This window comes from Psychrobacillus psychrodurans, assembly GCF_050209195.1.
GTDB classification, from domain to species: domain Bacteria; phylum Bacillota; class Bacilli; order Bacillales_A; family Planococcaceae; genus Psychrobacillus; species Psychrobacillus psychrodurans.
This window is the reverse complement of record NZ_CP189791.1, coordinates 3,698,114-3,711,353: the sequence shown is the minus strand read 5'-3', so window position 1 is coordinate 3,711,353 and position 13,240 is coordinate 3,698,114. Positions and strand designations below refer to the sequence as shown.

Annotated in this window: 11 protein-coding genes and 1 riboswitch; of the genes, 5 read left to right on the top strand and 6 right to left on the bottom strand. The window is 35.4% G+C overall.

Annotation, left to right across the window (positions count from 1 at the left end; genetic code table 11):
* Positions 1–41: 41 nt before the first annotated feature.
* The 4 genes from ACQCPR_RS18340 to ACQCPR_RS18325 all read left to right on the top strand — a co-directional run bounded on the left by ACQCPR_RS18340 (position 42) and on the right by ACQCPR_RS18325 (position 5,176).
* A complete protein-coding gene (locus tag ACQCPR_RS18340; RefSeq protein WP_427137747.1) occupies positions 42–1,418 on the top strand; it encodes a Mur ligase family protein in 1,377 nt (458 codons plus the stop codon).
* A gap of 110 nt (positions 1,419–1,528) precedes the next feature.
* Entirely contained in the window at positions 1,529–1,969 is a 441-nt protein-coding gene (locus tag ACQCPR_RS18335; protein WP_427137746.1) for a hypothetical protein, read from the top strand.
* Positions 1,970–2,143: 174 nt separating this feature from the next.
* Complete coding sequence (locus tag ACQCPR_RS18330; protein WP_427137745.1) at positions 2,144–3,427, top strand: YheC/YheD family protein; 1,284 nt, start codon at positions 2,144–2,146, stop codon at positions 3,425–3,427.
* Positions 3,428–3,790: 363 nt separating this feature from the next.
* The gene (locus ACQCPR_RS18325) at positions 3,791–5,176 is read left to right on the top strand and encodes a UDP-N-acetylmuramoyl-tripeptide--D-alanyl-D-alanine ligase (protein WP_427137744.1); all 1,386 of its coding nucleotides are present in this window, start codon (positions 3,791–3,793) and stop codon (positions 5,174–5,176) included.
* Positions 5,177–5,324: 148 nt separating this feature from the next.
* Here the strand turns inward: ACQCPR_RS18325 and ACQCPR_RS18320 are convergent, their stop codons facing one another.
* Complete coding sequence (locus ACQCPR_RS18320; RefSeq protein WP_427137743.1) at positions 5,325–6,722, bottom strand: C40 family peptidase; 1,398 nt, start codon at positions 6,720–6,722, stop codon at positions 5,325–5,327.
* Between the two features lie 278 nt (positions 6,723–7,000).
* On the opposite strand from ACQCPR_RS18320, the gene fabI reads away from it, so the two are divergent.
* The gene (gene fabI / locus ACQCPR_RS18315) at positions 7,001–7,780 is read left to right on the top strand and encodes an enoyl-ACP reductase FabI (RefSeq protein WP_340880641.1); all 780 of its coding nucleotides are present in this window, start codon (positions 7,001–7,003) and stop codon (positions 7,778–7,780) included.
* A gap of 661 nt (positions 7,781–8,441) precedes the next feature.
* On the opposite strand, the gene ACQCPR_RS18310 is transcribed toward fabI, so the two are convergent.
* The 5 genes from ACQCPR_RS18310 to ACQCPR_RS18290 all read right to left on the bottom strand — a co-directional run bounded on the left by ACQCPR_RS18310 (position 8,442) and on the right by ACQCPR_RS18290 (position 12,900).
* Complete coding sequence (locus ACQCPR_RS18310; RefSeq protein WP_090565982.1) at positions 8,442–9,197, bottom strand: amino acid ABC transporter ATP-binding protein; 756 nt, start codon at positions 9,195–9,197, stop codon at positions 8,442–8,444.
* 13 nt (positions 9,198–9,210) lie between these two features.
* Positions 9,211–9,924 carry an amino acid ABC transporter permease gene (locus ACQCPR_RS18305; protein ID WP_090565985.1) on the bottom strand — a complete coding sequence of 238 codons (714 nt, stop codon included), beginning with the start codon at positions 9,922–9,924 and terminating at the stop codon, positions 9,211–9,213.
* A 12-nt stretch (positions 9,925–9,936) separates the two neighbouring features.
* Complete coding sequence (locus ACQCPR_RS18300; protein WP_427137742.1) at positions 9,937–10,653, bottom strand: amino acid ABC transporter permease; 717 nt, start codon at positions 10,651–10,653, stop codon at positions 9,937–9,939.
* Positions 10,654–10,861: 208 nt separating this feature from the next.
* Positions 10,862–11,713, bottom strand: coding sequence for a transporter substrate-binding domain-containing protein (locus ACQCPR_RS18295; RefSeq protein ID WP_340880640.1), 852 nt, complete (start codon positions 11,711–11,713; stop codon positions 10,862–10,864).
* Between the two features lie 11 nt (positions 11,714–11,724).
* The gene (locus ACQCPR_RS18290; RefSeq protein ID WP_427137741.1) at positions 11,725–12,900 is read right to left on the bottom strand and encodes an acyl-CoA dehydrogenase family protein; all 1,176 of its coding nucleotides are present in this window, start codon (positions 12,898–12,900) and stop codon (positions 11,725–11,727) included.
* A 104-nt stretch (positions 12,901–13,004) separates the two neighbouring features.
* A riboswitch (SAM riboswitch) is annotated at positions 13,005–13,105 on the bottom strand.
* Positions 13,106–13,240: the final 135 nt, after the last annotated feature.

The following is a 13,240-nucleotide window of genomic DNA, read 5'->3' as shown; positions in this document are numbered from 1 at the left end:
ATTTAAACATATTATGAGTGTGAGAGGAGGTGTTTAAAATTATGAAAGTCCATAATGTTAGTGATATTAGGGAAATAATTTCTGGTGAATTAGTACAAGGTTCGGATAACACGGAAGTTTATTATGGTGCCTACCGATTAAAACAAATTAAGAATAAAAATACTATTCTTTTTATAAGTAAACGGATTGTAGATTGGAAAAGTCTGAAGAAATTTTTTCCAATGGTACTTGTGACAGAGAGGGAGTATAACAAAGAGGAGATACCGGACAATATAACAGTTATATATGTTTTGAATTCAGAAGAAGCATATTGGAAATTTATACACCACTATAGGAATCTATTTGACATTCCAGTAGTTGCTATAACAGGCACTGCCGGAAAAACAACTACAAAAGAAATGATTAAGCATATTTTATCCTTTGACCGAGAGGTGACTGCTACAAACCGTACTAGTAATTCACGTACAGCCTTTTTACAGTATCTTTTGAATATTGGAGAATGCACAGAGGCCGCCGTATTTGAAACAGCTGTAGGTGCACCTGGTGATGTCCTAAATGCTGGAGAATATTTCAAACCGACAATTGGAATTATTACAAATGTAGGAGCACATCACTTAAATTATTGCAAAACGCTTGAGGGCTATATTGATGCGAAGGGTGAAATGGTCGAAATAATTGATCCATCAGGAGTATTAATTATTAATGGAGATGATTTAAATACCCGAAAAATCGATGTAAAAAAGTTCTTAGGTAAAATAATCAGGGTTGGGAGAAACTCATATTGCCACTTTAAAATTACTAATAGTGAATACTCTAAAGATGGAATGCAGTTTAGTGTTCAGCACAAAAATAGAAATTATCAAGTTTTTGTACCCGGATTTGGTGAGCATCAGGTTTACAATGCTCTTTTTGCACTTGCTGCGGTTAATGAAATGGGTGTAAGTATCCCGGAAGCTGCAAAAAGGTTGAAATCATTTAAGAAGTATAATAAACAGCTTCAGATAGTAGATGGGATCAATGGATCTATCATATTAGATGATACATGGAGTATTACAACGACATCATTGGATGCAGCTTTAAAGGTGCTCAATGAAGTGAAATTAAGGAAAAAAAGAATAGCGGTAATTGGAACGATTACAGATTTAGGGTCTTGGGGCTATGTTATTCATGAAGAAGCTGGAAAAATTGTTTATCAAAATGGGGTTGATGTATTAATCACGATTGGCTATCATGCAAGTATCATTGCTGATCATGCAGTAAAATTAGGTTTAAATTCCCCAGTCTATAAATTTAATAATAGTACACTTGTTTATGGTTTATTAAATGAGATTGCAGATGCCGATACAATAATTCTTATTAAAGGTGATATGTATACGAAGCCTATAATAGAATTAGCTGCTAAGTTAAGGAAAAAATAGATAAATCTTTTTATCGGGGCGAATTATATAAAGTAAATGGACAAACCGCCTTGCCATAATAGTATTGGTATTCATATCTTACAATATTCTTTGTGAAAGGAGGGAAGGGGATGGGAACAATTTGTCCTTGTGGAGTATTAGTGGATGCATTTTCTGAAGATAATAACGTTAGATTTAACGGACAGACTGGTACGATTGAAGGTAACCTCACGTACCTAGCGAATGTTTGTGTAACGAGATTGACCAATTCTACACTTTCTTTAGTCTTTGAAGATACAGAAACTCCAAACCAAAATAATTTCACTTTTACGGCCAATGAAATAACTTCTGTTGTATGTAGAAGAGAAGGTCAGAATTGTGAAGTAACGGTAACCGGTACAGGAATCGTAAATGGAGAGGAATTTCCATTTGAAGCAGTGTTTAGAGATCAAGTTGCTTCAGCGGCGGTTGATGTTGTCCAAAGCTTCGTAATAACTGGTTTCTTTGACCAGAATGGAGCTGCTCCAGTTGAACAAGGTTCCATTATAGCTTTAGGCTGTCAGGAACTATAATTTCAAAAACCCTTGGTGATTATTACCAAGGGTTTTTGGAGCAAGTGTAGGTCTTACGCTAAACCCTTCTGACATTGACGCCTGTATATTACTTTTTAAATTCAAAAAATAACTAGAGGGAAGTTTTTTTACTGAATAGGATATAAAAGTATCAATATTAAGGAGGCGTACAAAATGGGAGTAAGTAGGGGAAGACTTAGTCAATATAAACTATTACAAAAAGAAAAACGATTGCAAAAACACCTAGTGAAAACGGTTCTATTTTCCAGACAAGAACTTTTCTCCCTTTTGGATCAGTATAATACTGTTGTTGTAAAACCTTCTTATGGTCCTGGAAATCTTATAATTTCTTTCGTAAATAATAAATATCAAATTAAATCGACAAATAAAATAATCACTATAACCAATAAGGAAGATATGTTTGAGTATATAAACCAATATGAAATAAAACAAAAATATTATATTATTCAACCTCTTCAACCTGCAAGGACCCCTTACCAATTCTTTGTCACTGTCCATCGTAAAAATTCTACTTCTAATTGGTGTGTAACTTCTATAACGAAATGTTCAGACTCCAAGATTCTTATAACAAATACTCAGCAGTACTTTTTTGAAAAATACAAAGGACTTTCTTATATCGTTGCCAATAAACTTGGAAAGTCCTTTCCAACCTGTAATACGATTGTAGTTGAGTTTATCACTGATGATAAGAAGAACATAGGAATCTGTGAAGCAATCCTTCATTTTTCAATTAGTAAGTGGGATCAGTATCAATCACTTAGAGGATCCTTAATACCAAAGACGGATTTACTAACGAGTTCAACGTTTAGGGGTTATGTAAAAAGATACAATGAAGTTATTATTAAGCCTTGTAATGGCCAGCATGGGTTAGGAGTTGTACAAATAAAAAGAACACAGCATCAATCGTATGAAATTCATTCTGGTATTAGCACTATAACTAAACCAAATATAGATGAAATTTATAAATATGCTATGGATACTATTTACACCTCTAATAAGGATTATATCATCCAAGAAAAAGTACAATTGGCTACAATTGACGAATGTTCATTGGACGTTAGAGTAATTACTCAAAAGTATGAATCCGGATGGAACGTAACGGGCAAAATAGTAAAACTGGCTGGGAAAGGTTTTATTGTTACGAATGCTGCTCAGAAGCTACTTACTTTAGAGGATGCTATACAAGATTCCACTATTCTTTCAAAAAATAGTGAAGCTTTTCATAAAAAAATAGATGAAGTTTGTCTGTCGGCTGCAAATCAACTGGATAAAAAAAATATAGGTTTGAAGATTATTGGATTTGATGTTGGGATTACTGATGAAGGAGACATATGGATTATTGAAGGGAATTATGTCCCCGACCTAACGATGTTCAAAGAACATAAAGACCAAAATGTATATATGAATATATTGAAAATAAATAATAGAAAAAAATGAACTTTATAAAAGAGGAAAACGAAAGTTGGTATATTTCTTGAAAATGCTAATGGCCTCATTGGCAATTGAATGAAATAGAACAGAAGGAATTGGTCGAGAGTATTAAGGAAATCTCTATTTCAGCAGCTCAAGTTATAGCTTCAGAGTATCCTTCTAGAGAATACAGAATTGATTTGGGGTTAAATGCCGAAACTAAACCAATTATTTTTGAAGTAAATAATACTCATGGAATTAACGAATTTGCAAATCCTAGATGGCAAATCCATTTGGAGAAAAATTGTAGAAATTAGGAAACTGCAGAATGGTGAATGAGATTTACACGTAAGTATAGCCCATATAAAACTTGAGAGAGGAGGAATTTTATTGAAGTCTTTACAAGTAAAAGAGATTAGGGGTTTAATCCAAGGTGAGCTAATAAGTGGTTCTGAACTTTGGTATGTCAGAAATGCTATCTATTATAAACGACACGAACTTACGACACGAAATACGTTAATGTTTGTTAGCAGAAGTGATTCTATAAACTGGCAAGAAATAGATAATAAGGGACCATCTCTTGTGATTACCGATAAACCTAAAGAGGAAATGAAAGGTGCAATGTCAAATACTACAGTAATAAAAGTTAAAAGTCTCGTGCAAGCATATTGGGGATTCATGGATTATTATCGAAAACTTTTTCACATTCCAGTTGTAGCTATAACAGGTACATGTGGTAAAACGACGACGAAGGAAATGATTAAACATATACTAAGTGAAGATAGGAATGTTCATGCATCTATAAGCAGTAAGAACGAACCAAGGCAATCCCTACCTTATTTGGTGGGTATCAATGACCGAACCGAAGCGGCAGTTTTTGAGCTTGGATTGGGTAACTCGGGTAATATAAAACATCAGTGTATGATTTATCAGCCGACAATTGGGATAATTACTAATATTGGCGTTCATCATTTAGATGGTTGTGGTAATCTCGAAGGGTATATAAAAGCTAAGTCAGAAATAGTAGATGGAGTGTCAAAAGACGGTACACTAATCATAAACGCAGATGATATAAATACGAAGAAAGTATCATTACGTAATTTTAAGGGGAAAATTATTTACTTTGGAAGTAGTCAAAAATCTGATTTCAGAGCATCGGATGTAAAGTTTACAAATAAGGGCATGAGTTTTTCTTTTCATTTTTCAAATAAAACATTTAAAGCTTTCATCTCTGGATACGGAGAACATCAGGTTTATAATGCACTTGCTGCGCTTGCAGCTATTCACGTAATGGGGATGGATTTGGAGGATGCGATTCCTCGTCTAGCGACATTTCAAAATATGACCAGACACCTTGAATTTTCAAATGGAATTGGTGGAAGTACAATAATTGATGATACATGGACAAATAATCCTACTTCCGTTGAGGCAGCATTAAATGTATTAGATACAATTGGGGTAGATAAAAACGTTATTTTAGTACTCGGTGATATTAATCGATTAGGAAACTTTGAAAAAAAGTATCATGCAGAAATCGGTAGCCTTGTTGCAAAAAGGGATATTCATAGTTTGATAACTATAGGAAGCAAAGCAGAAGAAATTGCTAGAAAGGCGATAGAAGATGGTACGAAAGCCAATGTCCATATTTTTAAGGATATACAAGGGGTAATGAAAGTCTTACAGCCAAAGTTAGATTCACAAGCGATTTTATTGATAAAGGGTCCGATGTCAAGTCGTTCCATGATTGACTTCGCAAATAGTTTAAAGAAAGAATGATATGTATAAGATAATATGCAGCTTTAAAAAAGCATTCATCTCGAGAGAGAAGAATGCTTTTCTTAGAAAGTATATAAAGATGTACACTAATTAGGTACAAATTTTGTTCTTAAAAATTATAAGGATTTTAATTAATTCAGATTACAGTTTATTTAACTACTCGGCGTGCTGTTACGTAGTTTTGCTGAGCAAAGGTTGAGTCTAATTTTTCTTTTATAATACTACCTTTTGTAGTAAGACTTAAATATTCGTTATTTCCAGTGGCAATCCCTGTTTGTGTAATATTTTTCCCGCCATTATCGGTAGAGAAAAACAAAAGATCTCCTTTTTGGATATTGGTTTTTGAAACTGCAGTACCTACTTGCGCTTGTCTGCTTGCTAATTTATCTTTAAGATCGATCCCATGTTCTTTAAATACATAATACGTAAAGCCGGCACTTGTAAAAGTTAAAGAGCTTTCATTATATCCATATCCAAATTTTACTTTACCAATAAGATTATTAGCGAAACTTACAATACTATCAGCTGGCAACGTCGTTGTTTCCTTTGGAGCTGATACATTGGTATCGGTAGTATCTATTTGAGGAGTTGTCACATTAGTGGATGCACTTTCCGAGTAAACTCGCTTTGCAGTAATATAATGCTTATCGTAATAATCTACAAATAAAACTCTTGATGTGATACCACTTGAATTAGGGACAATGATACGATGATCTCCTGCATAGATTGCTACAATTGTTGGATTGCTAGATCCTTCAACACTATTAAAGTATACGAGATCACCTTTCTTCAAGTTAGCTTTTGAAACGGTCGATCCTTTTTTCATTAAATCTTTAATATTTGTAGAACCTAAAGTTACTCCGTTTGTTTTATATACATAGTCTACAAATCCAGTGGCAGTAAAACGTTGGGAAGCTGGATTATTGACAGTTCCCATTGTCACATTATCTTTTAAACTATAAGCGTTGCTAACAATACTATCCCCTTTAGTTGCTGGGTTTGAAGGTAGTAGTGTAGGCAGTACTCTTCGTGCTGTAATATAATTGTCTTTATAGTACGTCTTACTATCTAAATCAGAAATGACAATATTTTGTTTAGGATCTGCCATATGAATGACTTTATTGTCGCCTATATAGATGGAGACATGATTCGGAATATTTCCTCCTCTGCTATCAAAGAAAAGTAAATCCCCTTTTTGCAATTGATCTTTTGCTACATAAGTACCTTGTTTCATCATATAATCTTCGTTGTATGTAGCTAAGTCAACTCCATTTTTTTCGAATATATACATAAGAAAAGTTGCACATGAAAATTTGTATGGATTTGTAGGCTTGTACTCCGTATTGCTATACGTAGACTTGCCTATTAAACTTTTTGCTGTTTGTATTAATTGGTCTGCTTTAGCTTCTACTGCTTGCTGGTTATTTTGAGAATTTATTGTGGCAGCCGAGGCTTTGTATTCAAGACGATCAGCAGGAGCAATTCCACTTATTGTACTTAAACCGATTACGGCTGTTAATGTAGTGATAATTAATTGTTTTTTCATCGTTTACCTCCTAGAATCTTTTGCCCCTTGATTTTAGCATGTAAAAGTAATGAGACCGCGTGGGAAATAAATCCACTTCACTTTTATTACAACTAAAACCCTTACATTTAGAAGACTCAGGTAGAATGTTTACAGTTTCTTTGCAAATATTACAACCAGATGACAGGGAAAAACACAAAATGGTTTAGTACAATCAGGAGAGTTTATGGTATGATTAAAATAATAACCAGGTGCTAATAACAGGTATAATATATCTGAATAATAAAGTGGAGGTATATATGAGAGACTTAATTCAATTAAAAGATAAAAATATTGTTGTTATGGGTGTTGCGAATGAGCGTAGCCTTGCATGGGGAGTTGCGAAGTCATTATTTGAAGTAGGGGCAAATGTTATCTTTACATACCGTAAAGAACGTTCCCTTGGAAAAATAGAAAAATTATTGAAAGATAATAGTTTAGAGGCAAAACTAATAGTAGAATGTGATGTAAATAGCGATGATAGTATTAAGGCGGCGTTTCAACAAATTGGACAGGAAGCTGGAGTAATCCATGGTGTAGTTCACTCCGTTGCCTTTGCACATGCAGAGGATTTAAAAGGTGATTTTTTACAAACTTCAAGAGAGGGTTATGCTTTTGCACAAGATACAAGTGCTTATTCGCTTATTGCTGCAGCTAGAGAAGCAACGCCTTTTATGACCGAAGGTGGATCTATCGTAACAATGACGTACTTAGGGGCTGAACGTGTACTAGAAGGCTACAATGTAATGGGTATCGCTAAAGCGTCTCTCGAAGCCTCTGTTAAGTACTTGGCTTTGGACTTAGGGAAAAATAATGTACGTATAAATGCTGTTTCCGCTGGGGCAGTTCGAACACTAGCTGCAAAAGGAATCTCTTCTTTCAATACGATTTTGCACCAAATTGAAGAAAAGTCTCCGTTAAAACGGAACGTTACTCAACAAGAAGTAGGCGATATGACCGTTGCGTTATTAAGTAATTTATCAAGTGGTGTAACAGGTGAGGTCATCTTCGTAGATTCTGGCTATAATATTATGGGCTAAATTAATATTCACGAATAAAAGCGGCGGAAAATGAATTAGTCATTTTCCGCCGCTTCTTAGATAATAAGTATATACAAAAATATACCGTGAACACTGGATTCATGGGACTTTAAAGAATAAATAATACAGTGATTTCTGTTACATGTGGAGAACAAAGGCTAAGTGCGCCACGTCCTGTGGCAAAGCCTTTGTGACCAACATCCTGTTGGCCTCCGCGGGCGAAGTCGAGCCTACTCGTTGAAAACATATGCTCCTGCGGTTACTCGTCGCAAAGACATTGACCAAATAAAGTTTGGCCAATGTCTTCACTACGCTCCCTGCGGGGTCCCAACTTTCTCGCTTATCCCGCTGGAGTCGCCACATTTCACTACAATCATTTAAGTGAGTGGTATTCTACTAAAAGGTTTTGCATAGCCTCTAGCTTAGACAATAAGAATAGTCAAAGTTAATAGAGGGATAAAACCGTCTGTCCGGTTAGGAATACTATTTTATCATGAAAGAAGAAAGTAGATTTCCTTTTATCGGAGTCTATTTCATCCTTATTTATTTTAAGATAAAACATGTATATTTAGGCGGTTTTATATCCAATTATTCGTCGATATAAAGTGGAAATCAACGGCATATCTGCTTTTCTGTTCTTAGAAGACCAGCTCTTATTGTGCTAAATATAAAATGTATAATCCTCTGGTAACACACGTTTTAAGAATTTCTTAGTGCGTTCTTCTTTTGGACTTATGAAAATATCATGAGGGGTACCTTCTTCAACTACTACTCCGCCATCCATAAAGATAACTCGGTTTGCAACATCCTTTGCAAAGGACATTTCATGTGTGACAACTAACATAGTAGTACCTTCATTGGCGATATTTTTCATAACCGTTAGTACCTCCCCAACCAATTCAGGGTCTAATGCAGAGGTTGGTTCATCAAATAGAATAATATCAGGATTTAATGCTACTGCTCGTGCGATCCCAACACGCTGTTGTTGACCACCGGAAAGCTGACTTGGGTAGGAATTATATTTGTCTGATAAACCAACCTTGTCTAGCGCTTTTTTACCAATATCAGTAGCTTTAGTTTTATGTATTTTACGACCAATGACAAGACCCTCCGTCACGTTTTCTAAGGCAGTTTTATTGTTGAACAAATTATAATTTTGAAATACGAAAGCTGTTTTTTGTCGGATGGTGTGGATATCTTTTTTAGAGGCATCATGCAAATTTACTTGCAACTCCCCAAAAGTTGCCATACCACTATCGGCCTTTTCTAAAAAGTTAATGCAGCGTAATAATGTCGTTTTTCCAGAGCCACTTGGACCGAGAATAACTACTACATCACCTTTATCAATAGTTAAATCTACTCCCTTTAATATCTCATTCTTCCCAAATGATTTATGAATTTCATTGATCGTTAACATTTGATAATCCTCCTTAAGCGCTCACATATTTGTATCTGCGTAGACGTTTTTCATATAATTTAAATCCGTATTCGACAAGGCTACACAAAATTATATATACAAGAAAAATATCTATATAAGCTTCCACATAGTTATAGCCTACATTTGCCGCTACCTTCGCTTTTAATGTGATTTCTTGTAAGGACATTGCATATCCAAGTGATGTAGCTTTTATTAGATTCACGGTAGCTGTACAAATATTAGGTAATGCTACGACCAACGCTTGAGGTATTACGATTCTAAGGTAGGCTTGGAAATTTGAAAGTCCAACTGATTGAGCTGCCTCTAGCTGTCCTTTGTTGACCGTGCTTAAAGCCGATCTAAATACTTCTATCAATATAGCTGTAGTGCTGAAAGAGAATACGATAAAAGCGTACCAAATAGGGTTGATATCGTAGACGTTTATGTTGAGATTATACCTCTCAAAAAACAAGGAAAGTATTAAGGGGACACTCGCATAAACGATGAAAATTTGAATAATAATCGGTGTACCTCTTACGAAGGAAACGTATATTCTTGAGAACCAGTTTAATACAGGCACTTGATTGATACGTGTTAAAGCCAATAAAAAGCCTAAAGGTAGTGCAATAAGCAAAGCTACAACGGTAACGAGAAGCGTAATTGGTACACCGGATAATGCAATGAAGAATGTATCGATTAAAAATGTATAATTTAAACCTTCCGACATTATTTACACTCCTTAATTTGTGTTAATTGTATGCTTTCCTTTGCTAAATACTTTTTCAAGCTTTCCAAAGAACTTTTCGATAAGTATGGATAAAATCCAGTAAACTAGTGCAAGCGCGATAAATATCTCTAATGCATGTGTATTATAGTTTGCTGCAATGATTAAATTGGCTTTCCCAACGATATCGATTAGACCGATAGTATATGCAAGTGACCCCTCTTGAAGTAATGCGATAAGGCCATTTCCGAAGTTAGGAAGTGCAACTACAAGTGCTTGTGGGAAAATGATTCTTCTATATGCTTGAAAGGGACTTAAACCAACGCTAACAGCAGCTTCAAATTGACCTTTTTCTATGGACTCATAGGCTGATCTAATAACCTCTGCCATGATAGCTGCGAATTGTAAGGTGAAGGTAATGACGACAAATACTGCTGTATTTAAATCATGTAAATATAAACCGAAGTTATCGGCTAAAGCAGGTACACCGTAATACACTAAAAACAGTAGTACGATAGATGGTGTACATCTTAAAATCGTTATATAGAAGTTTGCTATTTTTTGAGCAATTTTACTCTTTCCAAGCTTCATCATAGCGAGAATCAAACCAAAAAAAGTACCGAAAATAATGGATAATCCAGCAACGACAAAAGTTACTTTTAAAAATGGAAGCAATATCGGAAGTGAGTTCCATATGTACGATACATCAAAGTATTTTTCCATATTGTGCATTATTCCCCCTATGATATTTTAAAGGCTACCTGTGCATCCTGCGCCAGGCAGCCTCTATCCCGAATAAACGGGCAGTGACACTTCCAATCCAAGGCTTTATTCTATAGTAACTACTTATAGGTGGAACAACTGCCCGTAAAACTCCTAAAATAAGGTGGGGTGAAGAAAACCCTACTAATTGTTGTTTTACGTTATAGGAATCTAACAATTATCTTTCAACTTGGTCTAACACTTCAAAAAGGTCTCGACCGTAGAACTCTGTACTGAGTTCATTTGTTTTCTTTTCTTCTTGTAATTGCTTAATAGCTTTATCGTAAGCATCTGCAAATTCTTGCTCTTTTTTGTTGAATAATGGCCATGTCTTGATAACTGCAAATTCATTGTAAACAACTTCATCTTTTAGATTATAGTAAGGACCAGTTTCATCTAAAACCTGTTTTTGGAATGGTCCTTCAATTATTACTCCGCCGTCAACACGCCCCTCATTGACCCATTGGATTACATCCACGGTAAATGCATCACCTGCATCTAGTTTTACAGGGTTATTAGGATTTGCTTTGTTGTATTCATCAATTACAGTATACTGCGCATTATTTGCGGCAATCGGTGCTAAAGAATATTCAGCAGTTGCAAAATCCTCTAACGATTTAATATGCTCATTTTCTTTTTTCAATACGAGACCTGCACTACTTAAACCAAGGAATTCCTTGGGGAAAATAAATTTTTCTGTGCGTTCCTCTGTCCAAAAAGCATTTTTCACACCAACCTGAAACTTGCCTTGCTCTACCCCGATTAATAGATCATCACTTGTAGTCCCTACATATTCAAATTCATATTCAGGTAGTAGTTCATCTACTAGTTTCATAATTTCTACATCATATCCAGTGGCGTTTCCGTTGTCATCCAACCATGAAATAGGTTTAGAGGCCATGTCATATGCTACTTTTACTTTGCGAACATCACCACCTTCTGATGAAGTAGAAGCCTCCCCGGAACTACAAGCCGCTAAAAAAGTTATGGATACTAAACCAACCGCCACTAATTTAAAATACTTATTCATGTTCATTCTCCTTATCCTTTTACTAAGTTTTTATTATTTACTTCTTCTAACGCTGAAAGTGCTAGTTTCTTAATAGTCATATCATCCATAGGAGGATTATGTAGTCCCGCTCGGACATCTCGATAATAGCGTTGTAGTGGATTAGTTCGCTGTAAGCTTTTGGCACCAACTAAACGCATTGCTTTATCAACAATAGTGATGGCTGAATTAGTGACTATATGCTTTGCCACGCTTACTTCATTAGAAAGTAGTTCTTTTGTAACATCATTGTCATAGGAAGTAGCAACTCCATAAATGACTAATCTTGCCTTCGTAAGCTCTAAATCTATTTCTCCTAAAAGCTGTTGAACGTTTGGCAGCTGTGCAATAGATCCGTTCAAGCTATTTGGTGAATGGGTATTGGCAAATTGTACTGCGTAGTCTCTTGCTGCCTGTGCGATTCCGAGATAGGTCGCTGGTATATGTAATAGCCACCCATTAATCTTTCCACCACTTGCGAACTCGGGGAGCTCTACTAGATTTGACTCATGAACGATTACGTTATTCAATACTAAGTCATTACTACTCGTTCCTCGCATGGATACAACATCCCAGGTTTCTTCAATGGAAAGGCCAGCTGTATTGCGAGGAATAAGGAAGAAACCAACTTTTTCTTTTTCCTCAATCCATGCAGATGTTAAAAAGTAGGATAGTACAGGGGATGCGGTCGTGAATATTTTACGTCCATTTAGTACCCAAGAATCTCCTTTTCTTATGGCTATAGTTCCAGGCCTACCCCCACGCGTTGGGCTTCCAGTTTGAGCTTCACTGACAGAACGATTTATGAGTGCGCCATTTAATACTTCTGCTGCAAAAAAGTCGAGTTTCTCTTTTTTCCAAAGTTTGTTTTCAAATAGTTCACCAACAACACCTAAGCTCCAACCTACTGATAGGGCTGTGTTGGCATCAAAGCTAGCAAGTGTTTCTTGTAAAAGAACCATATCGTATACAGAAAATCCATTACCACCATACGATTCGGGTAGTGTAAGGCTTGCATATCCGATATTGATCAAATCATCCACGTTTTCTTTTGGAAAAATAGATTGTTCATCAATTTCGGCGGATTTACTTTTAAATTTTTCTTCTAACTCATATAACTGATTGATCCAATACTGCTGTTTTTCCGTTTTGATGTACAAGTTATTCACAGTTGTCGTCTCCTTTTGATTTTAATTATTCCTATGTGTTAAGTTGGTTTTAAATGCAAATAAAAAACCCTTTTGAAAATCAAAAGAGTAAGTAATTTTATGTACACTTATCTCTCAAGTTTCTTGCTGGAAGTAGCACCATACCATAGAAGTGGCGGTTGCTGAAGCATCATCGGACCAGTCCCTCAGCTTCTCTTAATAAGTAGTATGGAGTTGTGGGAATAATCGTACTACTTAATCTGCAAGAAGTCAATAGTAATTCTTATCGATTTAGTATGAATTAAGTGTTTGATTCTATTTTAGGGGTTTTTGAACTGTCATTCAGGGTATAAACAATAGT